Source organism: Sphingomonas sp. SP4, from assembly GCF_058313375.1.
In genome coordinates this window covers 1,462,461-1,487,573 of the sequence record NZ_JBZFLE010000001.1, presented here as the reverse complement: position 1 = coordinate 1,487,573, position 25,113 = coordinate 1,462,461, and the positions used below count along the sequence as shown (strand labels likewise).

The following is a 25,113-nucleotide window of genomic DNA, read 5'->3' as shown; positions in this document are numbered from 1 at the left end:
TGCATTCGGGCGCTCAAAGTCACCGGAGGCCGCGTGGTGGATGTATCAAAAACCTGGACTGCGGCTCTCGTGGTGATCGGCGACGAGATCCTGTCGGGGCGGACTCAGGACAAGAATGTCGCCCAAGTCGCCACTTGGCTGAACGAGCAAGGCATCCGATTGGCGGAGGTTCGGATCGTACCGGACGTAACGGAGCGCATCGCCGAGACGGTCAACGCGGTGCGTGGCCAACACGATTATGTGTTTACGACGGGCGGTATTGGCCCGACGCACGACGATATCACGGTGGACGCGATAGCCGTCGCGTTCGGCGTTCCCGTCATCGTTCATCCAAAGGCGCGCGCCATCCTCGAGGACTATTACCGCGACCGGCCAGGCGGACTGACCGACGCGCGCCTGCGCATGGCTCGAGTGCCGGAGGGTGCGGAACTGATCGAAAACCCGACTTCGGGTGCACCAGGCGTCCGGATTGAAAACGTCTTCATCCTGGCCGGTGTGCCCCACATTGCAGCGAGCATGCTCGAGGGCCTGACCGGTAGGCTGGAGGGCGGACGTCCCGTTTTATCGGTGACGATCGGCGCGCGAGCTCCCGAGAGCGATGTCGCCGATCTTCTTCGGGAGACCGAAGCGGCGCATCCGGGCGCCGCGATTGGCAGCTATCCCTTTTTCAAGGACGGTCGCTACGGCGCAAACTTCGTCATCCGTTCGGAGTTTGTGGAGGTGGCGCGGGAGACGGGGGAGGACTTGGCGGTGCGCCTTCGCGCTGCTGGCTTCGAACCGGTTGAAGGCGGGATTTAGCCGTTGCGGGGCTCGCGGTTGCTGCGATGCCCCGCGAGCAAGCGGAAAGATTCCCACGGGTGCAATAGTCGGGCCAGCGGCCGGTCGAGCGCCAAAAATCGGCGAGGCCGTAGCGCTGTATCAGCGCCGGGAAGCGGGGATCGTTGCGCATCGATTTCGTTTGCGGGAAGAATAGGAAGTTCGTGATCCCCGTCATCGGATATCCAGGCTTGAAACCCTGGGCGAGTCTGAATGCGCCGTCGGTGTCTCCGATAGAGGCCAGCATCTCGATGATGAATGGGATCACGATCGGATTGTTGGTCGGCAGCTTCGCCGCGATCTGTTTGGCTTTGTTGCGGTCCTCGGCGGTTCCCGAAATCAGCGCCTTTTCCACCGCCTGACGGAGCGCATCAGTGCTGACTGTGCCGGGTGGAACCGGCTTTTCGAGCAAACGCGCTTCGTTGATCTGACCGGCTTCCAGCAGGCACGTCCTGAGCGCCCAAGTCAGATTCGCATCGTCCGGAGAGACCGACAAGCGCTGCCGTAAATCGGCGATGACGGAGTCCGTCGCACCGCCGTCACAAGCGAGGGCCGAGCCGGCCGGCGTCCAATCGATCTGCAGGTCTGCTGCGGCGGCGCGCTGGGCGTAGATGGCCGCTTCCCTCATCCGTCCGGTTTCCGTGAGGAACATCGCGAGGAAGCCGTTGCTGTGAGGCCACTTCGGATTGACCGACACGGCCTTGCGCAGGAGCTCCTCACGCTGCGCCCATTGGGTGGGTGGAAGCGCCATCGCCCGCGCCAGCCATGCATCCGATGATTGCGGGTCCAACTCCAGAGCTCGCTTCGACTCTCGTTCGGATTCTGCACGGGCACTCGCGGCCTGATCCGGCGTCATGAGCGGCGCGAGATAGGCCGAGAATTTTGCAAGGTCCGAATGGGCGGGCGCGAAGTTTGGCGCCTTGCTGGTGATCAGCCGCAGATCGTCCAGCAACTCGAACGTAGACTTGGCATCCTGCGCATCGTCATGGTTCACGAAGAGGTCGCACACGCGAAGATAGCGCGAGAGCAACTCAGTGTCCGTGAGGCCGCCTGGGCCGAGGGCCCGATAGGCGCAGCTAATTACCCCGGCGACGGAGCGTGCGACCTGGTAGTTGAGTTGGGCTGGTTGATCCGACGGGCCGCTCGCCTGATAGCTCCAAAGGCTCGCATGCCGAATGCGATCGTCGAGATGCAGTCGCGCCAGGAGCGTTTTGCCGGAAGTCTCAATCGTGCCGTCCAGCGTGTAGCCGACACCCAGATTCTTGATTTGGCGGTCAGCATTGGCTCCTTCCAGGCTGTCACTGTCGCCTGCGCTGACCGATGGAATGTGGCTATCGTTCAGCGCCGTCCTGATCTGGTCCGTGAGGCCGTCCCCGATGGCCGAGCTGCCGCCAATGGCCTTGATGGGTTGGACGGCAACGCGGCTCGCCGCCTCGGCCGGTGAGCGGGTCCACCACCATCCCGCGGCGAGGAGGACCGCTAACAAGGCCAATCCGACGGCGATGGTCCTGGGCTGAACGCGGACGAGCTTGGCCGTTGCCGGACGAACACTTTCCGTCGGCTCAGAGGAGATCACCTCCCGCAGGGCGTCCCTGACACGCAGAAAGGAGAGGTCACGGACCGAGCCACTCCACCCGCTGAGATCGATGCCCTGCCTTTCTCCGAAGAAGAGTGGCGGCTCACAAGGTTCGAGGAAGACTTGGACGAGCCGGCCGCGGGTGCGGGCTACTCGGGCCTCGGAACGGACATTTTCGCTGGCAACCGAAGTGGGGGACCAGCCCACGACTACCGCCTCGGCGTCTGCGAGGGCCTTCTCGATCGTCTGCTCCCAGCTCGCGCCAGCCGGGATATCGTCATCCCACCAGACGTCGAATCCTGCACTGCGGAGCGCAGTCACGAGCTTAGTCACCCGTCTTTTGTCAGGTCTCGCGTAGGAAACGAAAACTTGAGGCAAGCCGGGCACCCGCTCGTTTCAGCTCCGGTTCCATTATCCGGAAAGGTGCGGGGGCGATAGGCGGGGGGAGAGGGTCGCCCCTTGCTTCGCTCGTGCGCTCCAAGGCCCGAACATCCTCCGGACGTTTGGCTTTGGAGCGGGTAGCGGGAATCGAACCCGCGCGTTCAGCTTGGGAAGCTGACAGGCTACCATTACATCATACCCGCCCAGCAGCCTTGAGTTAGGTCGCACGCTCACCCCCGTCAACGCGAGATGAAATGTTCGTCATGGGGGAACGTGCGCCCCGGATGAGCGTTGCATATAATAAGCATACTTACTATATCCGTCTCCAATGGAAACTATCCCGTTCGAAATCGGCGAAACAGCGCATGCGCTGCGCAAGGCCTTCGATCGCCTGGCCGTCGGCATGGGCGTGACCCGTGCGCAGTGGAAAGTGCTGTTCAAGCTGACACGGCAGCCGGGTCTCCGACAGGTCGAGCTCGCAGATATGCTCGATCTTGAACCCATCACGCTCTGCCGCATCGTGGATCGGCTGGAGGAAGGTGGCTTGGTCGAGCGCAGCCGCGATCCTGAGGATCGCCGCGCGTGGCGCCTTCACGTCACCGCAAAGGCGCAGCCGCTCATCGACAAACTTCAGGGCGTCGGCGCCGAGCTTGTCGACCATGCGTTTGCCGGGATCGACCCGGAAGAAATTGAAATCACCCGGAAAGTATTGGCCCGCGTGCGCGAAAACGCCGGCCGGACCGGGGCAGTCAACAGGGCGTCTAATCAATGAACAAGATGGCAACTGAACCCATGACCGGCTCCGCAGCGGCGCTTGAGGCTCCGGAAGCGGATCGCCCGCGGCGGAAGATTGCGGGCAAGTTCTCACTGAAGACGGTCATCATGCTGATCGTCCCGGCGATCCTGCTGCTCGGCGGCGCCTATTATTGGCTAACCAGTGGCGGCAGCGTGTCGACAGACGATGCTCAGGTGAAGCAGGATATCGTTTCGGTCAGCCCGCAGGTGAACGGTCAGGTTGTCGAGGTGCTCGTCCGTAATGGCGCGCGCGTGAAGCGCGGCGACCTGCTCTTCCGCATCGATCCGCAGCCCTATCGTGTCGCCCTGGAGAATGCCGAGGCGCAACTCGCGACCGCGAGGCTGCAGACGCAGGTGCTCCGCACCACGGCGGCGGGCACGAGCGGCGACATCACTGGCGCGCGGGCAAATCTCGCGATCAAGCAGAACGCGCTCGCACGCCAACAGGCGTTGCTGAAGCAGGGCTTCACCACGCGTAGCGACTATGAGGACGCGCTCAACGAAGTGCGCAGTGCGGAAACGCAGCTTGCGGACGCCCAGGCGCGTGCAGCCAATGCGCATGCGGCTGTCGCCCCCGGCGGCGACCAGCCCCAGATCGCTCAGGCGCAGGCGGCCGTCGACAAGGCGCGGCTTGACCTCGAGCGCACGGATGTGCGCGCCACAATGGATGGCGTAATCGAGAATGCGGACAAGCTGCAGGTCGGCACGATGGCTGTCGAGGGTGTCGGCATGGTCTCGCTCGTCCACAGTGCGAACGCATGGGTTGAGGCGAACTTCAAGGAGAAGGATCTCGCCCGCATGAGGCCCGGGCAGCATGCGACCATCAAGGTGGACGCTTATGGCGGCGAGAAGTTCGAAGGCCACGTGCAGAGCATCGGCGCGGGGACGGGCAGCGAGTTCTCACTGCTCCCGGCGCAGAATGCGAACGGCAACTGGGTCAAGGTGACGCAGCGGGTGCCGGTGCGGATCGCCTTTGATGGAACGCCTTCGCGGCCGATGATCGCGGGTCTGTCGGTGACGGCAACGGTCGATCTCGACAGCAAGAAGAAGTAATCCGCCGATGGCCGATAATTCGGCGTCCGTAGCAACGCATCCACTGCCATCGGGTGAGCGGCTCATCGTCACGATCGGCGTGATGATGGCAGTGCTGCTGCAGGTGCTGGACACGACGATCGCCAACGTCGCCCTGCCGCACATGCAGGCCGACCTCAGCGCGTCGCAGGATCAGATCAACTGGGTGCTGACGAGCTACATCGTCGCCTCGGCGATTGCGCTGCCGATCAGCGGCTGGCTCGCGGATCGCGTGGGTCGCAAGCGACTGCTGCTGATCTCGGTCGTCTGCTTCACGATCGCGTCGGTCCTGTGCGCAACGGCTACATCGCTGACCGAGATGGTCGTCTTCCGCGCTTTCCAGGGGATAAGCGGCGCGTTCATCGTTCCTCTCGCTCAGGCGACTCTGTTCGACATCAACCCGAAGGAAAAGCACGGACAGGCGATGGCTTTGTTCGGCGGCGGCGTGATGATCGGTCCGATCCTCGGACCGGTGCTCGGCGGATGGCTGACCGACAATTACAATTGGCGCTGGGTGTTCCTGGTGAACCTTCCGGTCGGCGTGCTCTGCACGCTGCTGATGATGCGCTACATGCCGAAGACGGAGACGCACCGGCGCCACTTCGATATGTTCGGATTCATCCTGCTGGCGGTCGCGCTAGCAGGGTTGCAGCTATTCCTCGATCGCGGCGAACAGGCAGATTGGCTATCGAGCTGGGAAATCCGGATCGAGCTCGGTCTGGCGATCGGCGCGTCCTGGATGTTCATCGTCCACATGGCGACGTCGAAGCACCCGCTGTTTGAGCGCGCGATGTTCACCGACCGCAACTTCGCCACGAGCCTTGTGTTCATGGCGGCTACGGGCGTGCTGCTGCTCGCAGGCCTCGCACTTCTCCCGCCCCTGTTGCAGAACATGTATGGCTATTCGGTGCTGCAGTCGGGATTCCTGACCGCACCCCGCGGTGTAGGCACGCTGATCTCTATGCTGATTGCGGGACGAGCGACCGGCAAGATCGATCCAAGACTCCTGGTCGGCCTCGGCGTCGTCCTCATGGGCACATCTCTCTTCATGATGACTGGCTTTGCCATCGAGCAGCCCGCGCGTCCGGTGATCGTCAGCGGCGTGGTGCAGGGACTTGGGCTCGGCCTGATCTTCGTTCCTCTGCAGACCCTCGCGTTCCAGACGCTTGCTCCGCGGATGAGGACGACCGGAGCGGCCTTGCTGAACCTGTCGCGAAACATCGGTGGTTCGATCGGCATCTCGGTCGTCAGCACGCAGCTCGTCCGGATGACTCAGGTCAGCCACGCCGATCTTGCCACGAGCATTACGCAGCAAACTATCCCGACGGCCGATCCGACGATCCTGCAGACCGCTATTCCGGTCGCGGGGCCAGCGGCGCTCGCTTACATCAACGCGATGATCAACAAGCAGGCGCTGTTCATCGCCTATCTGGACGACTTCAAGCTGATGATGATCGTCACCTTCGCCGTGCTCCCGCTTCTGCTCTTCATGAAAAAGGGCCAGCAGGTCGGTGGCGGCGGTCCTCCGATCATGGATTGATGAGTTGCTGCCGATCCGAGTGACGCCGCGTTCGGCGAAGCCCGGTATCGGCGGCTGGCGCATGGGCGCTGACGGTCGTCAGGAGCTCGAAGTCCGGGTCGCCGAAGCTCCAGCGGACGGCGTCGCGAACGAGGCGGTGATCAGGCTGCTTGCAAAGGCGCTTGGGATCAGCCGTTCCGAACTGTCGATCATCTCCGGCCAGACCGCTCGCCACAAGCGGATCGCGATCCCATTTGACATTGAAGAAGCGCGCCGGCGCCTCGGCGGCTGAAAAAGGGAGAATAGTCATGTTCCAGGTCGGCAAGCGGCGGCTCGGCCGCAACGGCCCCGAAGTATCTGCCATCGGGCTAGGATGCATGGGCATGAGCGAATTCTACGGCTCCGGTAGCGAGCAGGAATCGATCGCAACCATCCATCACGCACTCGATCGGGGCGTGAACTTCCTGGACACTGCCGACATGTACGGCGTCGGCAAGAATGAGGAGCTGGTCGGACGGGCGATCCGCGATCGCCGGGACGAGGTCTTCCTCGCGACGAAGTTCGGCAACGTCCGCGGGCCCAACGGCGAGTTTCTCGGCGTGAGGGGCGATCCCGAATATGTTCGCTCGGCTTGCGAGGCGAGCCTTAAGCGGCTCGGCGTCGATGTGATCGATCTCTATTATCAGCATCGCGTCGATCCGAACGTGCCGATCGAGGATACGGTCGGCGAGATGTCGCGCCTCCAGCAGGAGGGGAAGGTCCGTTACCTCGGACTCTCCGAAGCAGCGCCGCGGACGATCCGCGCGGCTTACGCGACCTCTCCGATCACCGCTGTACAGACCGAGCTGTCGCTGTGGAGCCGTGATGCGGAGGCGGAAGTGTTGCCGACGGTGCGTGAGCTCGGCATCGGCTTCGTGGCTTATTCGCCACTCGGGCGCGGGTTCCTGACGGGGCAGATCAAGTCGCCTGACGATTTCCCGGAGGACGACTTCCGCAGGTTCCATCCGCGCTTCACCGGCGAGAATTTCCAGAAGAACATCCAGCTGGTCCGCGAGGTCGAGGACATGGCGCGGGAGAAGGGCTGCACGACCGCGCAGCTTGCACTCGCGTGGGTCCTGGCGAAGGGTGACGATATCGTGCCGATCCCGGGCACCAAGCATGTGAAATATCTCGACGAAAATATCGGGGCACTCGAAGTGAAGCTAAGCGCGGAGGACCTCGCGCGGCTGGACGAGATCCTGCCGCCCGGCGCGGCCGCTGGCGACCGCTACCACGAGCGCGGGATGGCGGCTGTGAACCTCTAGCCGCCGTGCCTACGCAACCAGAGCGCGAACAGATCAGGCCAAAGAGCACCTGATTCATTCTTCGGAATGTGGAGCCCGAAACCGTGCTCCGCGTCCGAAAAAACATGAAGCTCAGCGGGAACGCCAGCGTTCCAGCAAGCCTCAGCCCAGCTGATGCTATGCCTCACTGGCACCAAGCCGTCCTTCGCTCCGTGCACGAGGAAGGTCGGGGGCGTGTCCTTGTCGACATGAAGCGCGGGCGAGCGCTTCTCCGCCATGCCCTGCGGTGGTGAGGCGCCGAGGAGGGTGTTCATCGAGGTGCTCGATTGCCCCGGGTTGATGAGAGTCGTCACCGGGTAAATGAGCGCGAGGTAGGCAGGGCGTGCAGAGAGTTTATCGGCGGCATCGACAGGTCGATAAACCTGCTCGGCGTGCGATACCGCGAGATCGCCTGCGAGATGCCCGCCTGCCGAGAAGCCTATTACGCCCAGCCGGGCCGGATCGATCCTGAACTCGCCGGCGCGGCTACGGATCAGTCGCATCGCACGTTGTGCGTCTGCTAACGGTACCAGCCATTTGTCGGCCCATCCTTCCCCAGGCAGCCGGTAGGTCAGGACAAAGACCGTGGTTCGCTCGGCGTTGAATCGCTCTGCCACATCGATGCCTTCGTTCTGCACCGACAGGAACTGGTAGCCCCCGCCGGGCAGCGAGAGGAGCGCGGAGCCGTCGGGCTTGGCGGCGCGGAAGACATGCACCTCAGGGAAGGGCACGCCCCGCACCCAGAGCTCGCGGTTGGGCGCCGGGTTGTTCATCGTCCAGTTGGGCTGGATCTTCTGCTTCGGCGCACCTGGTGGGGTCCCGGGCCACAAGGGAAAGCGCTCTTTCGGCGGCCAGAAGGGAGCCGCAGGATCTCCGGCAAAGGGCGTGGGACCTGATTGGGCCTGTGCTGTCGTGGCCGCCAGCGCAGCCACGCTTCCACCGATGAACGTCCTCCGTCCGATGTCCATGATTTCCCCTCTGTTACGACTACTGCCGAACGATCTGCCCGTTCTTCATGACGAACCGCACATGCTCGACCGCGGAGACATCGCGGGTCGGGTCCCCTTCGACAGCGACGAGATCGGCGAGCAATCCGGGCTTTACTTCACCGCGATCGCTCAGCCGCAGGATGCGCGCATTGCGCGAGGTCGCCGAGATCAGGACCTGCGGCGGTGACATTCCCGCGCGCTGCATCGCCTCCATCTCGAGATAGTTCTGGCCATGCGTGTAGACGCCGACATCGCCGCCCATGCAGATCGGCACGCCATCCTTCATCGCAAGCTGGAAAGAGCGGCGGTTCTCCTGAACGCTTTCGGGCGCAGGCTCCTGGCCGTTCCAATGCTCGAAGTAGCGGGCGTAGGCTTCAGACGCCGCAATGGTGGGGCAGAGCGCGATGCCCTTGGCAGCCATCGCCTTGAAGACGGCGTCCGTGCCATTGTACCCGTGCTCGATCGTGTCCGCGCCGGCGTGGATCGCACGCATCAGGCCTTCGGGCGTCGTGGAATGGACCGCCACCAGCCGGCCCGCGTCATGCGCGGCAGCGACACCGGCGTCGAGCTCAGCTTGGGACAGCGTGGTGCGGCTCGGCTCACCTTTGCCCCAGTGATAGTCGGCGTAGAACTTGATGATCGTGGCGCCGCCGGCGATCTGATCGCGGACTGCGCGGATCGTCTCGTCCACGCCGGCGACTTCCTGTGCACCCTGAGGGACTGCAACGCCCGGTTCGAAGCCCTTCGGGCCGTACGCCCCGCGTGCAACGATCGCTTTGGTCGAGACGAGCAGGCGAGGGCCGGGGACGATACCCTGGTCGATCGCTTGCTTGAGGCCGACGTCGGCGAAGCCCGCGCCTTCGGTGCCGAGGTCGCGCTCGGTCGTGAAACCAGCCTCCAGCGTCTTCCGGGCGTGGACGACTGCGCGCGCGGTTCGAAGCGCGAGCGGCTCGTGCAGAACCTGATCGTCCCACAGCGTCTCATTGTACGGATGCAGGAAGAGGTGCGAGTGTCCCTCGATCATACCTGGCATCAGAGTGGTGCCCGGAAGGTCGATGACCTTGGCGCCCGCGGGGGCGGTGACATTCGGACCGACGGCGGCAATCCGGTTGCCGTCGACGAGGACCGACCAACCGTCATGCGGGGCAGGGTTGACGCCGTCGAACACACGAGCGGGTCGGAGCAGGTAGGTTTCCGCACTCGCTGCGGAGGCTGGCGAGAGCGCCAGGAGGATCGCCCAGAGTGTACAGAAAGTCGCAAAAGTCGCACTCACACAAGTGCGAGGCTTTTCCTTCGAATGCTGGCGATTGCCACGGTGGTTCGGAATGAGATCCAGAAGCATTCGTGCTGTGGAACACAGAAACGGCGCCGTAGGAAAGGGGGCTTTCATCTTCCCTTCAGCACCCAATCGAGTCCGTTGGAGAGTTGCCGGACGAACCACGGGTCGGAATAGCTTTCCTTGGTGTGCCCCATCGCGGTGTAGAAGACGCGGCCGCCATCGACGGTCCGAGTCCAGGTCATGGGATTTGGATTGACGTCCTTCTCGCCGATCGACGTTGGATCGAGCGTTACCAACAGGCGCGACGTCGGATCGTAGTCGTCGAAATAATACCATTCGTCCACGCGGCTCTTGCCTGCACCCAGCCCGGCGGTGACTGAGCCCTGACCCGGCACTACGTGCACTTCGCCCTGCGGCGTGCCGCTAGGGTGACGGGCGAAGTGGCCGCCGATCATCTTGCCGTACCACGGCCAGTTGTAGTGCGAGTCCGCAGCGGCATGGATTGCGAGGATTCCACCGCCGTGGCGCAGGAAGTTCTGCAGTGCCTCGCGCCGGCTGCCTACCAGCCACTCGGATGCCGGGTTCTTCGGATCTGTCGTGCAGCTCAGAAGCACGATCGCGCGGAAGTGCTTGAGGCCGTCAGCCGTGAAGACGGACGGGTCTTCGCTCGTATGGACTTTCAGCCCGTCTTTCTTCGCGATTGCGCTGACGGCCTCGATGCCAGCTGGAATGGAGTCATGGCGATAGCCGGTCGTCCCGGAGTAGATCAGGATCGCTCCGTTGGGTTGTGCGACAGCCGCTGCTTCAAGTCCGAACGCGAGGATGATCAGCAGCAACAGGCGACGCATTCGCTCAGCCTAGATCAGGACTTCTCGCTCGGAAAGTGCGCGCGGTCAGCCCGCGACGTAACCGCCGTCGGCGACATAGATCCCGCCGTTGCAATAGGAAGCGGCATCGCTCGCAAGGAAGGCGATCAGCTCCGCGATCTCCTCATTCTTGCCGTAGCGCCGCATGGGAACGCGGCTGTTTATCATGTTCCGGAATGCCGCCGTGTCGCCGCCGCCGAGCTGGTCACCGAGCGATTGCATCATCCGGTTGTCGATGGGCCCAGGGGCGACCGCGTTCACCCGGATGTTCGAGGATGCGAGTTCCATGGCTGCGGTTTTCACCAGGCCGCAGACCGCATGCTTGCTCGCGACATAGGCCGCGGCTCCCGGGAAACCGATGATTCCTGCGATCGATGCGGTCGCCACGATCGCGCCGCCACCCTTCTTCATCGCAGGTACCGCGTGTTTAATCGCCAGCCAAACCCCCGTGACATTGACGCGCAGGACTTGCTCGAAGTCTTCAACGGACAGTTGATCGACAGGCCCGAGGACGCCTTCGGTCCCGGCATTCGCGATGAGGATGTCCAATTGTCCGAAGCGCTCGATGGCTGCTGCGACGACTCTCCCGGTGGCGGCTTCGTCGGCACAGTCTGCCGCTTTACTGGCGCAGCGCCCCGCATCGCCGAGTGCTGCTCGTATCTCGTCCAGCTTGGCGTCATCGCGGTCGGTGAGCATCACCTTCGCGCCGAGATCGAGGAAGAGCCGTGCCGTTGCCGCGCCGATACCGCCGGCCGCGCCGGTGACGATCGCAACTTTGCCGTCGAGGCGTTGCGCATTGGAGGGTTCTGGCATCGCCGCCTCCATCCCGTGATCTCTGACAATTTAGCATAGTCGACGAGGCACCAACAAAGCCCGGCCTGCCGGTAGCCAAGGGCCATTACGAAGCTCTTGCGCTCGGATCACAAACAATCTAAACACTGAACCACATGGTTCAGTATGCGAGTCCCACTCTGGATTTGTCGTTCGCCGCGATCTCGGACGTGACGCGGCGCGGCGTGCTGGAACAGCTCGCGCGCGCGGACGCCTCGATCACGAGCCTCGCCGAGAAGTTCCAGATGACGCTCACCGGCATGAAGAAGCACGTCGCCGTTCTTGAGCGCGCGGGGCTCGTCGTGACGGAGAAGGTCGGTCGGGTGAGGACATGCAGGCTTGGGCAACGCGACCTCGCAGCAGAGGCCCAATGGATCGAAGCGCACCGCAAGCTCTTCGAGGCGCGGTTCGACGCGCTCGATCAGGTCATTCTGAAGATGAAGGAGGAAGAAGATGGATCAGCAAGTGAGTAGCCATCCGGTGGCGCGGAACGCCACGTCGGTAGAGCGGAAGGGAGACCGCGAGCTGGTCGTTACCCGCACTTTCGATGCACCGCCAGGGATTGTCTTCAAGGTGTGGAGCGATCCGGACCTGTTCCGCATGTGGTGGGTGCCCAAGGGCGCGCCGATGGAGCTCTTGGCTTGCGACATGGATGTTCGCACCGGTGGAAAATACCGTCTCCAGTTCGCTGCCGGCGGACAGACGATGGAGTTTTTCGGCAAGTATCTCGACGTCGTGCCCGATGAGCGGATCGTCTGGACCAACGACGAAGGCGAGGAAGAGGGCGCCGTGACCACGGTCACCTTCCAGGACCAGGGCGGGAAGACGCTGCTGACCTTCCACGAGATCTATCCGACGGCGGAAGCGCTCGAGGAGGCGATGACCGGCTCCGCGGAAGGCCTGCCGATCCAGCTCGATCAGCTGGAAGAGCTGCTCTCGACTATCAGCGAGTAATTCAGTTCAAATACGAAAAGGGCGGCTGGGAATGTCCCAGCCGCCCTTCGCGTAATCCGTTGATCTGACGCTTAGCGCTTCGAGAACTGGAAGCTGCGGCGTGCCTTGGCGCGGCCGTACTTCTTACGCTCGACGACGCGCGGGTCGCGGGTCAGGAAGCCTGCCTGCTTCACCGCGGTGCGCAGCGCCGGCTCGAACCTGCTGAGTGCCTGAGCAATGCCGTGCTTGACCGCACCGGCCTGGCCCGAAAGGCCGCCGCCCTTGACGGTGGCTTCGACGTCATACTGACCTTCGCGGTCGGCAACGCCGAACGGCTGGTTGATGACGAGGCGCAGCGACGGGCGAGCGAAGTAAACTTCCTGCTCGCGGCCGTTGATGACGATCTTGCCCGAGCCCGGCTTCAGCCAGACGCGTGCAACGGCGTCCTTGCGGCGGCCGGTCGCGTAAGCGCGGCCATACTTGTCGAGCTGCTGCTCACGGAGCGGCGTGGCGTCCTGAGCCGGCGGCGGAGCGACAGGCGCTTCGGCAGCCGGAGCTTCCGGAGCGGGCGCAGCCGGGGCCGGAGTTGCGCCGAGCTGGTCGGCGATCGATTCACGAGTGTCGGACATTATGCGCCCACCTTGTTCTTGCGGTTCATCGACGCGACGTCGAGGACTTGCGGATCCTGGCCGCCGTGCGGATGCTCGGTGCCGTTGTAGAGGTGCAGTGCACGCATCTGGTCACGGCCGAGCGGGCCGCGCGGGATCATGCGCTCAACTGCCTTCTCCAGGACACGCTCCGGGAAGCGGCTGTCGAGCACCTTGCCCGCGGTGATCTCCTTCAAGCCGCCCGGATAGCCGGTGTGCTTGTAGTAGGTCTTCTGCTCCAGCTTGCGGCCGGTGAAGCGGACCTTGTCGGCGTTGATGACGACGACGTGGTCGCCGCAGTCGACGTGCGGCGTGAAGCTCGGCTTGTGCTTGCCGCGCAGGATGTTGGCGATGATCGTCGCGACGCGGCCGACAACGAGGCCGTCGGCGTCGATCAGGTGCCATTTCTTCTCGACCTCGGCCGGCTTGGCCGACTTGGTCGTCTTCATCAGCGCCCGCATGGCGTTGATCCTTTCGTTTTGAATGCGAAAGGCGCAGCCACAAGGCCGCGCCGTCGGATGCGCTATTTGCGGGTGAGGGCCGGAAAGTCAAGCAAATCCGGTATTTTGCCGACGGGTAAAATAATACCTCAGCACTGATCGGCTCGCCGGCGAAACGACTGGAACGGCGGCAGGGTGCCCATCGTTTCAGCAGCAAAACCAAACATGGGAGCGAGTTATGTATATCGGACTTGGCGGACTTCTCGTCCTGATCCTGATTCTCTGGCTTCTCGGAGTAATCTAACGTGCGTTGGACGGTTCAGTACGTCTGAGCCGTCCGACGATATCTACGATAAGTGACGGGTCGAACGGCTTTTCGACCCTCATTACCTCACGCAAATGTTCGGGGACGGCCGGGCTGCCGTATCCCGTTGCGATCGCGACTGGTATACGATTGTCCAGGAGGTGCTCGGCTATCGAAACCGCGCTCTCACCACGCAGATTGAGGTCGAGGATCGCGCAGTCGAAGCTTCGCGACTGTACCGCTTCTTCGGCCTTCGAAACGGAAGCGAGCGGCCCGATCACGGTTGCGCCTGCGCCGGTAAGCGCCCGATTCAGGTCGTCGGCGATGTAAAACTCGTCTTCGACCACGAGTACTCGCGTTCCGGTCAGAACCGTCTGATCCCGTTGGTTATTCTCGGTGGCCATGACCATGTTCATCCAGCCTCCCAGTCATGCGTCAAATAACATAAGTGAGGGTGAAGCGCGATGACGCTGCTTACGGTTCCACCTGCGTTTCAGTTCAGTCCGGGACTTGCGGTGGCGACCAAGCTTGATGCCTTCACGAAATTGTCGAGCGAAGATCGCGCCGCCCTCGCCAAGGTTGCCCAGAACACGCGCTTCGTCGATGCACGCCGGGACCTCATCGCAGAGGGCGACAAACCGCGATACGTGCATCTTGTGCTCGACGGCTGGGGTGCCCGTTACAAAAGTTTGCCCGACGGCAAGCGGCAGATCGTGAGCCTTTTCATCCCGGGCGATTTTTGTGATCTCAACATCTACATCCTCAAGCAGATGGACCACAGCATTGGAGCGATCACGCGGCTGAAGGTCGCGTTGATCTCTCCGGACGATATGAATGCGCTGACCGAGGGCCGCCCCAGGATCACGCAGGCCCTGTGGTGGCACGAGCTGGTAACAACGGCGATCCAGCGCGAGTGGACGCTCAACTTGGGGCAGAGAAGCGCCTATGAGCGACTCGGCCACCTTCTCGTGGAGCTCTACCTTCGACTCCGTACCGTAGGCAGGGCGAGGGAAGGACGTTGCGACTTCCCCCTGACCCAGAACGACCTCGCCGACGCAACTGGGCTGACAGCGGTGCACGTCAACCGCACCCTGCAGGAGCTACGCCGCGACGGCCTTATCGAGCTGGAACGCAAACAGCTGCACATTTTGGACCTCGAACGCCTGATGGACGTTTCGATGTTCAATACGAATTACCTGCATCTGGACCACGAAGGGCGACATCTCGACGCCAACGAATGAAGGCGCCTCTCCGAACGCATTCGAAAGGGGCAAGCCCGGCACGGCCGAACGCTCTGAGGCTGAGTCGGCTATCGAGGCTCTGCGCCAGCGCGGCGGGGTCTTCGTAGAGGCGGTACGTTCCACGCGCATGCCGATGGCGCTGACGGACCCGAACCTTCCAGGCAATCCGATCGTCTTCGCCAATGAGGCGTTCCTGAAGCTCTCCGGCTACAGCATGGACGACGTGCTGGGCCAAGAGCCGCACTTCATGAACGGCCGGAATACCGACCCGAAGGACAAGGCTCGCTTCTCCGAGGCTATTCGCAGCGACCAAGACGACATCATCGAGACGGTTCAGTACCGCAAGAATGGCACGCGCTTTGTCGCGACCGTGCTGATCAGTGCCTTCAAGGACGACGAGGGGCGTGTCCTGAACCACTTCATGTCGTGGCTCGATGTCACGCGGCGGGTCGACGCGGAGGATGAGCTGTCTGATGTCCGCGCGGCCGAGGCGGTGCTGAGCGATGACCTTCGAATCACCAAGATTCTCCATGATCTTGGCGCCCGCCTGGTCTCGGAAGACAATCTTCAGACGATCTATGAGGAGATATTGTCGGCGGCGATCGATATTACCCAGTCGAAGGCTGGAACGGTGCAGATGCTGGACCCCGCAACGGACGAGCTCGTGGTGATAGCCAAGCAGGGCTTTAGCCAAGAAGCCGAGGACTATTTCCGGCGAATCGATGCCCGGTCGAACACGTCCTGCGGGGCTGCCCTTCGGCTCGGCGAGCGTGCATATTTCAATTTCGACCCGGCGAGCACGGATGAGTCAGCCCGATTGCATGTACAGGACGGCATTCTTTCCGCGCAGTCGACACCCCTGATATCCCGGTCCGGCGAGCCGATCGGAATGGTCTCAACACATTGGGGCGAGTTGAACCACCGGGCTTCGGATCGTCAGTTGCGTTTCCTGGATCTACTTGCCCGGCAGGCTGCCGACCTGCTGGAGCACCGGGCGTACGTGGAAGCTCTCAGTGATAGTGAGCGGCACGCCAACACGTTGCTTGCCGAGCTGCAGCACCGGGTTCGTAATACGCTTGCAGTCGTTCGGTCGATCGCGCGGCGGACCGCCGAAACAACTGGCAGCTCGGAGGAGATGCTCTCCCACTTCCAGGGGCGGCTGGACGCTTTTTCCCGTGTTCAGGCGGCGGTGACCCGCAGCGCGGACGGCACCGTCGACCTCAAATCGCTGATCGAGGATGAGCTGATCGCGCATGCCACGCGCGAAGGCGACCAGGTACGCATCTTCGGTGATGACGTAGCTCTGCAGGCGAAAGCGGCCGAGCGGATCAGCCTTGCCGTTCACGAACTGGCAACGAACGCAGTGAAGCACGGCGCGCTGATAGACGGTACGGGCCGACTCGATATCCACTGGGCCAGGGAGGAGCTGCGCGGGTCGGAGTTCCTCAAGTTGAAATGGAGCGAGAGCGGGGTCGATCTCCAGAACACGAAGATCACGCGCGAGGGTTTCGGCATGGACCTGCTTCGGCGAACCCTGGCTTACGATCTTGATGCTGAGACGCGGCTGGAACTCCTGTCGGACGGCCTGAAGTTTGAGCTTCTGATGCCCATGAGGGCCTTGGCCGAGACCTCTTAGGCGCCCGAACCCGTTGGAGGGGCAGGCCGCCGCTGAACGCGACAATAAGGTTATATTCACGCGTTGCCCCTTATCTGGCTGCGCTTTAAAAGTGCTGCGTGTGGTGCTGCGGCACACGATTCCCCTTTGAATGGAGCTAGTTCGGCTGTGCCGAGACGCGTCAAAGATTTCATCGATATCAGCGAATATACTTCGCTCGACGACCTGATCCGTTACCTGGAGACGATCCGCGACAATCTGCCGGCGGACTGCGAGGCGGAAATGAAGATCCGCGGTGACGAGGTTTTCGGCAGGAGGCTGCAGATCACCTATTTCCGTGAGCAGACCGCCGACGAAGCGGAACTCGAGGCTAAATACGGCAGTCCGGAGAACGCCGAGATCGACGACCTGCAGCGGAAGCTCGACAAGGTACCGTTTTCCGCCCGGCGGTAGCGGCTAACTAGCTTTTTAGCTGCTTTCCGAACTGGACGATCAGCGCGCGAAGCTCGACGGAGTCGACCTTTGCCGCTGCCTCTTCGAGCTTGAACCATTTGCGCAGCCGCTCACCGCGCTCCGGCCAGTCCTTGAGCTCGCGCTCGACGGTCAGCGAATGGACGTGGATGTCCACTTCGACCGTTCCGAAAAGCAGGTGCTGCTTTGTGTGGCGGAAACGGCCGATGGGCTCCTGGTCGACCCTTCCCTTGATCCCTGCTTCCTCGAACGCCTCCTGAGCAGCCGCGTCGGCCAGTGACTTGCCTGCCATCGGCCAGCCCTTCGGGATCATCCAACGCCCTGACCGGCGCCCGGTGACGAGCAGCACCTCTGCCTTCTCATTCTTTTTCCCGCGCTTCAGCCGCCACGGCAAAGCACCGGTCTGGATGGCGACGGCTGTTTCTCCCGCGCGACTCATGGCGTGATCATATAGCCAGCGACTGATATTGGTGAGAAAGTTCATCTGACACTGATCGGGGAACGCGCGGGCATGGGACTTGTTCGCCTGATATGAGCCGCGAGATCGAACTGAAGCTGGAGGTCACGCCCGAGGCCATCGAGCATCTGCTGGATCAGCCTTGGGTCAAGCGCGCCGTCCGATCGTCCGAACGCCAGGTTTCCACCTATTACGATACATCGGACAACGAACTGCGGAGGCGCGGTTACACGTTGCGGGTACGATCGACGGGGCAGGGCTTCGTTCAGACCGTTAAATCGATGGGCGAGGGCGCGGGCCTCTTCGACCGCGGCGAGTGGGAATATCAGATCGACGGCCCTGGTCCTGATCCGGAAAAGCTTGCCCATACGCCGCTGGCGGGTCTCGATATTGCCTCCGTAGAGCCCGTTATCCGTTCGGACGTGGTGCGTACGGCATGCCGGCTGAAGCATGACGGTGCTGAGATCCAGCTCGACGTGGATCTCGGCAACATCTCGGCTGGCGGCAATGACGAACCCGTGTCGGAGGTCGAACTCGAACTGGTGTGTGGGGACGCGAAGGCGGTTGTCGACGCGGCCTGCCACGTGGCCCGGGACGTGCCGGTCAAGCTGGGAGTCATGACCAAGGCGGAGCGCGGCTTTGCGCTAGCCGATGGGCAGCTCCGCACAGTGACCAAGGCGGAGCCGGTTCGGATCGACCGCGAGATGACGGTCGCGCAAGCGTTCGAGGCGATCGTCCATGGCTGCCTTCGCCACTTCCGCCTGAACGAGGCGACGGTGATTGAGCGGCGGACGCCTGAAGCCCTGCACCAGGCGCGGGTGGCGATGCGCCGCCTGCGGGCAGGGCTCAGCCTGTTCAGGACGGCGATTACGGATGATGAGTTCCCGCGCATTCGTGGCGAACTTCGCTGGTTCACCGGCGAGCTAGGCGACGCGCGCAACCTCGACGTCTTCCTGCAGCGGGAGCTTCCCGACGATCAGCGGCGTGAGCTGAGCGAGAAGCGGGAGGAGGCATATGACCGGGTCATCGCGGCCATGGAATCGAAGCGTTTCCGTAAGCTGATGCTCGACCTCGTATCCTGGACTGCGTTGGGTCGCTGGCGGGAGAGCGCCAATGCCGTCATGCCCGTCGAGGCCTATGCCAGCCGCCGCATCGACCGGCTGTGGCACAAGATTAGGATGTCGGATCACATCCTGCGCATGGACGACCATGAGCGCCATGAGCTTCGCATCCTGATCAAGAAGCTGCGCTATGCGCTGGAATTCGTGCAGGGGCTCCATGCGCACGAGAGCATGCGTCAGAAGAAATTCGGCCGGGCGCTCGAGGACCTTCAGGAATCGCTTGGGTTGCTCAACGACGTGGCAGTTGGGCGCACGATGGTGACTGCCGATGCCTGGCCGATCCTTCCGGAAGAACCGAGCGAGGAGGAGATGGGGTTCCTAAGAGAGGCGGACCTGGCGCTTGAGCGGTTGCACAAGGTAGGGCCTTACTGGCGCTAGATCTGCGATTGGCTTGGGCGATAGCGCTCCACGAGCCGCTTCTTGTCCCACAGTTCGAAGCTTCCCGACTGGGCGCGAGTGCGCGCCTCGATGAGCGCATCGTCGTCGGACGATGCTTCGACCCATTCTGCGCCCGTGATCTTCCCCGCCCCATCGAGCCGGTACAGCCTATAGTTCGGCAACTTCAAACCCCCGCCTGAGGGCGCAGGATTAGCATGACGGTCGCGCAAACTGATTCACTTGAGTTACAGGGCCGGTGCGCTTTCCAGTTGTAATCGCAAGCTTTTTTGAAATGATACACAGGTGTAATCTAGGTTAAGCGCGATTTGGCCTTGAGCGTTGCAGAAGGCTTCGGAGATGATCAGCGTACATTTGAAGAAGTTGCGTAAACGTACCGAGATCAGTCCCGACGAAGAGCGGGCGATCCGTAATGTTGTCGCTGAAACTCGCCGCCTTGCCGCGGACCAGATCGTTATCCGGTCGGGCGAGGAACTCAATTCGAGCATGTTGCTCCTCGACGGCTGGATGGCCCGGAGCAAGGACCTGCCAAGCGGAGAGCGGCAGGTGACCGAGCTGCACATCGCGGGGGATTTCGCCGACCTTCATTCATTCGCGCTCAAGCGGCTGGATCATGACGTGGTTACGCTGACCGAGTGCAACGTCGCGATCGTGCCGCATGACCGGTTGCAGGAGCTGACGGAGCGATTTCCGCACCTAGGGCGTGTCTATTGGTTCTCGACCAACGTCGATGCCGCAATTCACCGCGAGCTCGCCCTTTCGCTCGGGCAGCGTTCGGCGATTTCGCGCATGGCTCACTTGTTTTGCGAGCTTTACGTGCGGCTCGACGTCGTCGGCCGGACGAGGGGCAATGCCTGCGAATTGCCGCTGACGCAGCGGGAGCTGGCGGAGTGCCTCGGACTCACGGTTGTCCACGCCAATCGGACGTTGCAGGAGCTTCGGCGGCGGGGGCTGGTGGAAGTGGAAGGCCGCCAGCTGACGATCGTCGATCGGCGCGGCCTTGAAGGCGTTGCGGAGTTCGACCCGGCCTATCTCTATCTCGAACGCCGCACTCTCTAGCCGACGTTATCCTCGACCCAGTCAGCGTAGCTGCCGAGGACCTTGTCGATGGGCCAGGTCACGACGCAGGGCACGTCATAGCTGTGCAGGCCGGCGATGCGGGTTATCAGCGCGTCGACGGTGACGTTTGCGGTCTTGAAGATTGCGGCCACTTCGTTGGCAGTCTCGACCGCGCCTTCCCAGCGGTAGATCGATCGGATTGGCCCAAGAATGTTGATGCAGGCGGCGAGCCGTTCCTCGATAACCGCCCTGCCGATGCGCTCGGCTTCCTCAGCGTTCGCGAAGACAGCGTAGACGGAGACGATGCTCACCGTTGGCGACCCAGTTCGTGCGCGCCCCAGACGGTTGCTGCGAGGAGTAGCGCGCCCGTCGCCTGGTGGAGCACGGCAAGCGAGATCGCGATGCTCGACAACACGGTCAGGATGCCAAGCAGGATCTGCGTTCCAAACGCCGAGTGGATTGCAATCGAGGCCGCACGAGCGCCCTTAGCCCTCTTAACCTTGCGGGCGAATAGCACGAGGACGGCAACGACGACCCAGGCCCACCAGCGGTGCATGAAGTGAAGCAGGTAAGGATCATGGGTGATCGCGAACGCCGCTCCGCTCGCCCAATCGATCCCTTCGGGCACAAATCGACCGTTCATGTCCGGCCAGGTGTTGGAAACATAGCCGGCGCGGAAGCCTGCCACCCAAGCGCCGAGTAGCAGCTGGATGCTGAGTACGCCGAGCGCGAGCGCACCCCAGCCGGTGAGACGCGCAGGTCGGGCATTCGGGTCAACGCTCAGGCGCCGCAAGTCGAGCGCAGTCCAGATCAGCGCCGCCATCAGGAAGAGAGCGAAGAGCAGGTGTGCGGAAAGTCGGTAGGGGCTGACTTCCGTTCGACCCTCAAGACCAGACATGACCATGAACCAGCCGACCGCTCCCTGTGCCCCACCGAGGACAAACAAAGCGGCTAGGCGCCAGCCAAAGCCTTTGGGGATTGCGCGCTTCCAAGCGAACCACACAACGGGCACGAAGAAGACGAGCCCGATCAAACGGCCGAGCAGCCGGTGCACCCACTCCCAGAAAAAGATCGACTTGAAGCCCGATAGGGTCATTCCCGCTGGCCCCGCGACCTCTCGATATTGTGGGGTCTGCTTGTAGAGCGCAAAAGCCTGCTCCCAATCCGCTTGGTTGAGCGGCGGGATTGCCCCGGTGATCGGCTTCCATTCGGTGATCGAGAGGCCGCTTTCCGTCAGTCGGGTGATGCCCCCGACGACGACCATGGCGAAAACCATCGCGGCGACGAGGAACAATAGGTTTGAGAGCGCGCGCGGCTGCGCTGAGTTGAGCGCGCGGTTGCGCGTTCCAGAATCGATCGCAGAGTCCATTGGAGGAAGGCTTATTCGCTCGTGCCGAGCCAAGGGGCAAGAGCATGCGAGCATGTTACATTGTATCTTGGACGATTTCGCGTTATCGAGTTGGCCGGTTGACCGATCGCGGAGGCCGATATGAAGAGGTTCTTACCAGCCGTTCTTTTGGTGGCCGCACTGGCTGTTACCCCTGCAGCAGGCGCACCTAACACATCTCCGCTGATTGGCCGGTGGGGACTTAAAGTGTCCCGCATGACCATTCCGGAAAACCAGCGGCCGAAAAGCGTGACCATCTCCTTCAGTGAGGCGGGAAATGCGCGTTGGACTACTGGCGTGGAAATCGTGGGCGGCGAGGGACAGATGTTGCGCGGTTCGTCCACGGTGCCCCTGGACGGTTCGCCGACATTGCTGACCACGACCATGCCGGAGGCGGACAAGATCGCCGCAATGTCTCCCGACCCGAATGTCCTTGTCATGATGATGATCAAAGATGGAAAGGTTCGTTCGACGCGAACCTACACGGTGGCACCGGACGGCAAGAGCATGTCGGAAACGGCGACATACTTAAGCGACGCCGTTCCAAGCATGATGATCCATCACTTCAGGCGGATCCCCTGAGCCGAGCGGCCGCTACGATGCGTCGAGTTGCATGACATCGCGACGCTTTCGACGGATGTTATGTTGTAACTTATTGGGCGGCACAGTATATCACCGCAGCCATGGCAATTTTTGCGACTGCAACGCGTCGGCTCGACCGGATCGCGGTGGGGCTTTCAGGGCTCTGCCTCGTGCATTGCGTGGCGACTGCCGTTCTTCTCGGGATGCTTGCCTCGGTCGGGGGCTTCCTGGGCAAGCCCATCATTCATGAAGTTGGTTTGACGCTCGCCATGATCCTGGGCGCCATCGCGCTGGGTCGAGGCGTGCGTAATCACGGCTTCTTCCTTCCGGTGGGCGTCGGGCTGACCGGGCTTTCGGTAATGGCTTATGCGCTGACGCTCCATGAGACGGCGTTCGAGCCCGTCTTCACCATGGCCGGCGTGATGATCCTAGCGCTGGGGCATCGGCTCAACATCATGGCTGGCGAGCACAGCTTCTGATTGCTTGCCCGCATCTCAAGGCGGGACTAACTTGAATGTTCATGGCCCGACACGACCATAAGCTGCACGAAGGCGAAGCGTTGAAGGACGCGGCGCGCGAGCGACTGACGCGCGAGGGCGAGCAGTGGACGGATATGCGCGCGGCCGTCTTCGACTCGCTTGCGAGCTTCGAAAGGCCCGCAAGTGCTTATGACATCGCAGAAGCGGTGTCGAAGGCGCAGGGCCGTCGCGTTGCCGCGAACAGCGTCTATCGAATCCTCGACCTGTTCGTGAATTCGAACCTGGCGCGCCGGGTGGAGAGCGCCAACGCCTACGTCGCCAATGCACATCCCGAGTGCCTGCATGACTGCATCTTTCTGATCTGCGACGAGTGCGGTCAGACCGTGCACATCGATGACGACAGCTTGACCGGCGGCGTTCGCCAGGCGGCGAAAAGCGCCGGGTTCAGCGCACCGCGGCCCGTCATCGAAGTTCGCGGCAAGTGCGGCGATTGCGAGGACCAATAGTCCAGTCGTGTGCGCCGTCTGGCTGTTGCTGAGCAATTCGTGAGGAATCGCTGAAATCGCTGCATGTTGGTGACATTCCAGCATGTTGCGGATAAGCCCGTTTCCGCATGAGTGACCGTCCCGAAACACCGCTGCTCGACACGGTTGAGTACCCCGCGGACCTTAGGAAGCTGAGCAAGGATCAGCTTCCGCAGCTTGCTGACGAGCTTCGTCAGGAGACCATTTCTGCCGTCTCAGTGACCGGCGGGCACCTCGGCGCCGGACTCGGCGTTGTCGAGCTTACCATTGCGGTCCACTATGTGTTCGACACTCCCAACGACAAATTGATCTGGGACGTCGGCCACCAGGCCTATCCGCACAAGATCGTCACCGGCCGCCGCGACCGTATCCGCACGCTTCGGCAAGGCGGGGGATTGAGCGGTTTCACCCGGCGTTCCGAGAGCGACTACGATCCGTTCGGCGCGGCGCACAGCTCCACCTCCATTTCGGCAGCTTTGGGCTTCGCGATTGCCAATAAGCTATCGGGCGATCCTGGCCGCGCTGTTGCAGTGATCGGCGACGGGGCACTTTCCGCAGGCATGGCCTACGAGGCCATGAACAATGCTGCGGCGGCTGGAAACCGGCTGATCGTGATCCTGAACGACAATGACATGTCGATCGCACCGCCGGTCGGGTCGCTCAGGAACTCGCTCGCGCGACTGGTATCTTCGGGGAAATATCTGGCGCCCCGCAAGCTGGCCCAGAAACTGGCGCGCGCGATGCCGGAGCCGTTGCACACGGCCGCTCGCAAGATGGAGGAATATGCCCGCGGCATGTTCACCGGCGGCACGCTCTTCGATGAACTCGGCTTCTACTATGTTGGGCCAATCGACGGGCATGACGTGCGTGCGCTGGTTGAGGTGCTCGAGAACGTCCGCGACGCGGAAATGGGGCCGATGCTGGTCCACGTCGTGACGCAGAAGGGCAAGGGCTACGCTCCGGCGGAGAACAGCGCCGACAAGTACCACGGCGTGGTGAAATTCGATGTGGTGTCGGGCGTGCAAGCCAAAGCGGCTCCGAGCGCCCCGGCTTACCAGAATGTATTTGGCCAGGCGCTCGCGAAGCTGGCGGAAACCGATCCAAAGATTTGCGCGATCACAGCGGCGATGCCCTCAGGTACCGGCGTCGACAAATTTGCTGCCGCGCACCCCGAGCGGGCGTTTGATGTCGGCATTGCCGAGCAACATGCGGTGACCTTCGCTGCCGGTCTGGCCGCTCAGGGCATGCGCCCGTTCGTCGCGATCTACTCGACGTTCCTGCAGCGCGCTTACGATCAGGTCGTGCACGATGTTGCGATCCAGAACCTGCCGGTGCGCTTCGCGATGGACCGCGCGGGCCTAGTTGGAGCAGATGGTGCGACCCACGCGGGCAGCTTCGACCTCGCTTATTTATGTACGTTGCCGAACTTCGTCGTCATGGCGCCGTCCGACGAGGCTGAGCTGGTGCATATGGTTTCTACTATGGCGCAGCATGACAACGGTCCGATCGCGGTGCGTTATCCGAGAGGCGAGGGGACCGGCGTTCCGCTTCCTGCTGAGCCGCGAGCGCTGGCGATCGGTAAGGGTCGGGTGGTCCGCGAAGGCAAGAAGGTGGCGATCCTGTCGCTCGGCACGCGATTGGCTGAGGCCGAGAAGGCTGCTGATCAACTCGACGCGATGGGCCTTTCGACCACCGTCGCGGACCTGCGCTTCGCGAAGCCGCTGGACAGTGAGCTGATCCGCCGGCTGCTGGCGACGCATGAGGTCGCTGTGACTGTCGAGGAAGCTGCAATTGGCGGTCTCGGCGCGCACGTCCTGACGCTGGCCAGCGACGAAGGTCTTGTCGACGCCGGCCTCAAGATCCGCACGATGCGTCTGCCGGATGCTTTCCAGGAACACGACAAGCCAGAAAAGCAGTATGATGAAGCACGCCTCAACGCGCCTCACATCGTCGAAACGGTGCTCAAGGCCTTGCGCGTGAACAGCGCTGGCGTCGAAGAGGTGCGCGCGTAG

The 25,113-nt window shown here is 62.5% G+C and carries 29 protein-coding genes and 1 tRNA gene; 17 read left to right on the top strand and 13 right to left on the bottom strand.

All coding sequences use genetic code 11. The features are described 5' to 3' along the window. Positions 1-36: 36 nt before the first annotated feature. Positions 37-798, top strand: coding sequence for a competence/damage-inducible protein A (locus tag AC4GYV_RS07540; RefSeq protein ID WP_491100034.1), 762 nt, complete (start codon positions 37-39; stop codon positions 796-798). Here the strand turns inward: AC4GYV_RS07540 and AC4GYV_RS07535 are convergent. Both AC4GYV_RS07535 and AC4GYV_RS07530 read right to left on the bottom strand, forming a co-directional pair. Further along, positions 698-2,779 carry a TIR domain-containing protein gene (locus AC4GYV_RS07535; protein WP_491100033.1) on the bottom strand — a complete coding sequence of 694 codons (2,082 nt, stop codon included), beginning with the start codon at positions 2,777-2,779 and terminating at the stop codon, positions 698-700. The genes AC4GYV_RS07540 and AC4GYV_RS07535 overlap by 101 nt on opposite strands. A gap of 123 nt (positions 2,780-2,902) precedes the next feature. After that, positions 2,903-2,976, bottom strand: a tRNA-Gly gene (locus AC4GYV_RS07530). A 125-nt stretch (positions 2,977-3,101) separates the two neighbouring features. Here AC4GYV_RS07530 and AC4GYV_RS07525 point away from each other — a divergent pair. The 5 genes from AC4GYV_RS07525 to AC4GYV_RS07505 are packed head-to-tail and all read left to right on the top strand — an operon-like array spanning position 3,102 to position 7,462. Next, complete coding sequence (locus tag AC4GYV_RS07525; protein WP_491100032.1) at positions 3,102-3,545, top strand: MarR family winged helix-turn-helix transcriptional regulator; 444 nt, start codon at positions 3,102-3,104, stop codon at positions 3,543-3,545. Further along, positions 3,542-4,621 (top strand): HlyD family secretion protein, encoded by a 1,080-nt coding sequence (locus tag AC4GYV_RS07520; protein ID WP_491100031.1) that lies wholly within the window; start codon positions 3,542-3,544, stop codon positions 4,619-4,621. Before AC4GYV_RS07525 ends, AC4GYV_RS07520 begins: the two co-directional genes overlap by 4 nt. A gap of 7 nt (positions 4,622-4,628) precedes the next feature. Continuing rightward, entirely contained in the window at positions 4,629-6,179 is a 1,551-nt protein-coding gene (locus AC4GYV_RS07515; protein ID WP_491100030.1) for a DHA2 family efflux MFS transporter permease subunit, read from the top strand. A 4-nt stretch (positions 6,180-6,183) separates the two neighbouring features. Further along, entirely contained in the window at positions 6,184-6,450 is a 267-nt protein-coding gene (locus AC4GYV_RS07510) for a DUF167 domain-containing protein (RefSeq protein ID WP_491100029.1), read from the top strand. A 16-nt stretch (positions 6,451-6,466) separates the two neighbouring features. Then, on the top strand, positions 6,467-7,462 hold the full coding sequence (locus AC4GYV_RS07505; protein WP_491100028.1) for an aldo/keto reductase: 996 nt from the start codon (positions 6,467-6,469) through the stop codon (positions 7,460-7,462). Here AC4GYV_RS07505 and AC4GYV_RS07500 read toward each other — a convergent pair. The 4 genes from AC4GYV_RS07500 to AC4GYV_RS07485 form a co-directional block, all read right to left on the bottom strand. Beyond that, entirely contained in the window at positions 7,459-8,448 is a 990-nt protein-coding gene (locus AC4GYV_RS07500) for an alpha/beta hydrolase (protein WP_491100027.1), read from the bottom strand. The genes AC4GYV_RS07505 and AC4GYV_RS07500 overlap by 4 nt on opposite strands. A 19-nt stretch (positions 8,449-8,467) precedes the next feature. Next, complete coding sequence (locus AC4GYV_RS07495; RefSeq protein ID WP_491100026.1) at positions 8,468-9,742, bottom strand: metal-dependent hydrolase family protein; 1,275 nt, start codon at positions 9,740-9,742, stop codon at positions 8,468-8,470. Positions 9,743-9,855: 113 nt separating this feature from the next. Next, a complete protein-coding gene (locus AC4GYV_RS07490; protein ID WP_491100025.1) occupies positions 9,856-10,596 on the bottom strand; it encodes a ThuA domain-containing protein in 741 nt (246 codons plus the stop codon). Positions 10,597-10,641: 45 nt separating this feature from the next. Further along, complete coding sequence (locus AC4GYV_RS07485) at positions 10,642-11,427, bottom strand: SDR family NAD(P)-dependent oxidoreductase (protein WP_491100024.1); 786 nt, start codon at positions 11,425-11,427, stop codon at positions 10,642-10,644. A gap of 134 nt (positions 11,428-11,561) precedes the next feature. Between AC4GYV_RS07485 and AC4GYV_RS07480 the strand changes: the two genes are divergently transcribed. Together AC4GYV_RS07480 and AC4GYV_RS07475 are read left to right on the top strand one after the other, a co-directional pair. Beyond that, a complete protein-coding gene (locus tag AC4GYV_RS07480; protein WP_491100023.1) occupies positions 11,562-11,918 on the top strand; it encodes an ArsR/SmtB family transcription factor in 357 nt (118 codons plus the stop codon). Further along, positions 11,899-12,399, top strand: a complete 501-nt coding sequence (locus AC4GYV_RS07475; protein WP_491100022.1) for an SRPBCC domain-containing protein — start codon at positions 11,899-11,901, stop codon at positions 12,397-12,399. The genes AC4GYV_RS07480 and AC4GYV_RS07475 overlap by 20 nt, the downstream gene beginning before the upstream one ends. A 71-nt stretch (positions 12,400-12,470) precedes the next feature. Here the strand turns inward: AC4GYV_RS07475 and rpsI are convergent, their stop codons facing one another. The 3 genes from rpsI to AC4GYV_RS07460 form a co-directional block, all read right to left on the bottom strand. Continuing rightward, positions 12,471-13,007, bottom strand: a complete 537-nt coding sequence (gene rpsI, locus AC4GYV_RS07470) for a 30S ribosomal protein S9 (protein ID WP_491100021.1) — start codon at positions 13,005-13,007, stop codon at positions 12,471-12,473. Then, complete coding sequence (rplM, locus tag AC4GYV_RS07465) at positions 13,007-13,486, bottom strand: 50S ribosomal protein L13 (protein ID WP_491100020.1); 480 nt, start codon at positions 13,484-13,486, stop codon at positions 13,007-13,009. Before rplM ends, rpsI begins: the two co-directional genes overlap by 1 nt. Positions 13,487-13,765: 279 nt before the next feature. Next, complete coding sequence (locus AC4GYV_RS07460) at positions 13,766-14,173, bottom strand: response regulator (RefSeq protein ID WP_491100019.1); 408 nt, start codon at positions 14,171-14,173, stop codon at positions 13,766-13,768. 60 nt (positions 14,174-14,233) lie between these two features. Between AC4GYV_RS07460 and AC4GYV_RS07455 the strand changes: the two genes are divergently transcribed. The 3 genes from AC4GYV_RS07455 to AC4GYV_RS07445 all read left to right on the top strand — a co-directional run bounded on the left by AC4GYV_RS07455 (position 14,234) and on the right by AC4GYV_RS07445 (position 17,078). Next, entirely contained in the window at positions 14,234-15,010 is a 777-nt protein-coding gene (locus AC4GYV_RS07455) for a Crp/Fnr family transcriptional regulator (protein WP_491100018.1), read from the top strand. Positions 15,011-15,137: 127 nt separating this feature from the next. Then, positions 15,138-16,646 (top strand): sensor histidine kinase, encoded by a 1,509-nt coding sequence (locus AC4GYV_RS07450; RefSeq protein ID WP_491100017.1) that lies wholly within the window; start codon positions 15,138-15,140, stop codon positions 16,644-16,646. Between the two features lie 147 nt (positions 16,647-16,793). After that, a complete protein-coding gene (locus AC4GYV_RS07445) occupies positions 16,794-17,078 on the top strand; it encodes a hypothetical protein (protein ID WP_491100016.1) in 285 nt (94 codons plus the stop codon). Positions 17,079-17,085: 7 nt separating this feature from the next. Here the strand turns inward: AC4GYV_RS07445 and AC4GYV_RS07440 are convergent, their stop codons facing one another. Continuing rightward, positions 17,086-17,535: an NUDIX hydrolase gene (locus AC4GYV_RS07440; RefSeq protein ID WP_491100015.1), complete on the bottom strand. Its 450-nt coding sequence runs from the start codon at positions 17,533-17,535 to the stop codon at positions 17,086-17,088. Positions 17,536-17,627: 92 nt separating this feature from the next. On the opposite strand from AC4GYV_RS07440, the gene AC4GYV_RS07435 reads away from it, so the two are divergent. After that, positions 17,628-19,052 carry a CYTH and CHAD domain-containing protein gene (locus AC4GYV_RS07435; protein ID WP_491100014.1) on the top strand — a complete coding sequence of 475 codons (1,425 nt, stop codon included), beginning with the start codon at positions 17,628-17,630 and terminating at the stop codon, positions 19,050-19,052. Here the strand turns inward: AC4GYV_RS07435 and AC4GYV_RS07430 are convergent. Then, positions 19,049-19,234: a hypothetical protein gene (locus tag AC4GYV_RS07430; RefSeq protein WP_491100013.1), complete on the bottom strand. Its 186-nt coding sequence runs from the start codon at positions 19,232-19,234 to the stop codon at positions 19,049-19,051. The two genes, AC4GYV_RS07435 and AC4GYV_RS07430, sit on opposite strands and share 4 nt — an antisense overlap. Positions 19,235-19,409: 175 nt before the next feature. Between AC4GYV_RS07430 and AC4GYV_RS07425 the strand changes: the two genes are divergently transcribed. Then, the gene (locus AC4GYV_RS07425; RefSeq protein ID WP_491100012.1) at positions 19,410-20,129 is read left to right on the top strand and encodes a Crp/Fnr family transcriptional regulator; all 720 of its coding nucleotides are present in this window, start codon (positions 19,410-19,412) and stop codon (positions 20,127-20,129) included. On the opposite strand, the gene cutA is transcribed toward AC4GYV_RS07425, so the two are convergent. Both cutA and AC4GYV_RS07415 read right to left on the bottom strand, forming a co-directional pair. Further along, complete coding sequence (gene cutA, locus AC4GYV_RS07420) at positions 20,126-20,440, bottom strand: divalent-cation tolerance protein CutA (protein ID WP_491100011.1); 315 nt, start codon at positions 20,438-20,440, stop codon at positions 20,126-20,128. The genes AC4GYV_RS07425 and cutA overlap by 4 nt on opposite strands. Next, entirely contained in the window at positions 20,437-21,498 is a 1,062-nt protein-coding gene (locus AC4GYV_RS07415) for a COX15/CtaA family protein (RefSeq protein ID WP_491100010.1), read from the bottom strand. The genes cutA and AC4GYV_RS07415 overlap by 4 nt, the downstream gene beginning before the upstream one ends. 234 nt (positions 21,499-21,732) lie before the next feature. Here AC4GYV_RS07415 and AC4GYV_RS07410 point away from each other — a divergent pair, with 234 nt between their 5' ends. The 4 genes from AC4GYV_RS07410 to dxs all read left to right on the top strand — a co-directional run bounded on the left by AC4GYV_RS07410 (position 21,733) and on the right by dxs (position 25,113). After that, positions 21,733-22,098, top strand: a complete 366-nt coding sequence (locus AC4GYV_RS07410) for a hypothetical protein (protein WP_491100009.1) — start codon at positions 21,733-21,735, stop codon at positions 22,096-22,098. A gap of 101 nt (positions 22,099-22,199) precedes the next feature. Beyond that, positions 22,200-22,577, top strand: a complete 378-nt coding sequence (locus AC4GYV_RS07405) for a MerC domain-containing protein (protein ID WP_491100008.1) — start codon at positions 22,200-22,202, stop codon at positions 22,575-22,577. Positions 22,578-22,618: 41 nt separating this feature from the next. After that, entirely contained in the window at positions 22,619-23,083 is a 465-nt protein-coding gene (locus AC4GYV_RS07400) for a Fur family transcriptional regulator (RefSeq protein WP_491100007.1), read from the top strand. A gap of 107 nt (positions 23,084-23,190) precedes the next feature. Continuing rightward, positions 23,191-25,113, top strand: a complete 1,923-nt coding sequence (gene dxs / locus AC4GYV_RS07395) for a 1-deoxy-D-xylulose-5-phosphate synthase (RefSeq protein WP_491100006.1) — start codon at positions 23,191-23,193, stop codon at positions 25,111-25,113.

Coding starts and splice junctions, on each gene's coding strand:
- AC4GYV_RS07525 (WP_491100032.1), top strand. CDS start 3,102: ATGGAAACTATCCCGTTCGAAATCGGCGAAACAGCGCATGCGCTGCGC.
- AC4GYV_RS07520 (WP_491100031.1), top strand. CDS start 3,542: ATGAACAAGATGGCAACTGAACCCATGACCGGCTCCGCAGCGGCGCTT.
- AC4GYV_RS07515 (WP_491100030.1), top strand. CDS start 4,629: ATGGCCGATAATTCGGCGTCCGTAGCAACGCATCCACTGCCATCGGGT.
- AC4GYV_RS07505 (WP_491100028.1), top strand. CDS start 6,467: ATGTTCCAGGTCGGCAAGCGGCGGCTCGGCCGCAACGGCCCCGAAGTA.
- AC4GYV_RS07500 (WP_491100027.1), bottom strand. CDS start 8,448: ATGGACATCGGACGGAGGACGTTCATCGGTGGAAGCGTGGCTGCGCTG.
- AC4GYV_RS07490 (WP_491100025.1), bottom strand. CDS start 10,596: ATGCGTCGCCTGTTGCTGCTGATCATCCTCGCGTTCGGACTTGAAGCA.
- AC4GYV_RS07485 (WP_491100024.1), bottom strand. CDS start 11,427: ATGCCAGAACCCTCCAATGCGCAACGCCTCGACGGCAAAGTTGCGATC.
- AC4GYV_RS07480 (WP_491100023.1), top strand. CDS start 11,562: ATGGTTCAGTATGCGAGTCCCACTCTGGATTTGTCGTTCGCCGCGATC.
- AC4GYV_RS07475 (WP_491100022.1), top strand. CDS start 11,899: ATGGATCAGCAAGTGAGTAGCCATCCGGTGGCGCGGAACGCCACGTCG.
- rpsI (WP_491100021.1), bottom strand. CDS start 13,007: ATGTCCGACACTCGTGAATCGATCGCCGACCAGCTCGGCGCAACTCCG.
- rplM (WP_491100020.1), bottom strand. CDS start 13,486: ATGCGGGCGCTGATGAAGACGACCAAGTCGGCCAAGCCGGCCGAGGTC.
- AC4GYV_RS07460 (WP_491100019.1), bottom strand. CDS start 14,173: ATGGCCACCGAGAATAACCAACGGGATCAGACGGTTCTGACCGGAACG.
- AC4GYV_RS07455 (WP_491100018.1), top strand. CDS start 14,234: ATGACGCTGCTTACGGTTCCACCTGCGTTTCAGTTCAGTCCGGGACTT.
- AC4GYV_RS07450 (WP_491100017.1), top strand. CDS start 15,138: ATGCCGATGGCGCTGACGGACCCGAACCTTCCAGGCAATCCGATCGTC.
- AC4GYV_RS07440 (WP_491100015.1), bottom strand. CDS start 17,535: ATGAGTCGCGCGGGAGAAACAGCCGTCGCCATCCAGACCGGTGCTTTG.
- AC4GYV_RS07435 (WP_491100014.1), top strand. CDS start 17,628: ATGAGCCGCGAGATCGAACTGAAGCTGGAGGTCACGCCCGAGGCCATC.
- AC4GYV_RS07425 (WP_491100012.1), top strand. CDS start 19,410: ATGATCAGCGTACATTTGAAGAAGTTGCGTAAACGTACCGAGATCAGT.
- AC4GYV_RS07415 (WP_491100010.1), bottom strand. CDS start 21,498: ATGGACTCTGCGATCGATTCTGGAACGCGCAACCGCGCGCTCAACTCA.
- AC4GYV_RS07410 (WP_491100009.1), top strand. CDS start 21,733: ATGACCATTCCGGAAAACCAGCGGCCGAAAAGCGTGACCATCTCCTTC.
- AC4GYV_RS07405 (WP_491100008.1), top strand. CDS start 22,200: ATGGCAATTTTTGCGACTGCAACGCGTCGGCTCGACCGGATCGCGGTG.
- AC4GYV_RS07400 (WP_491100007.1), top strand. CDS start 22,619: ATGGCCCGACACGACCATAAGCTGCACGAAGGCGAAGCGTTGAAGGAC.
- dxs (WP_491100006.1), top strand. CDS start 23,191: ATGAGTGACCGTCCCGAAACACCGCTGCTCGACACGGTTGAGTACCCC.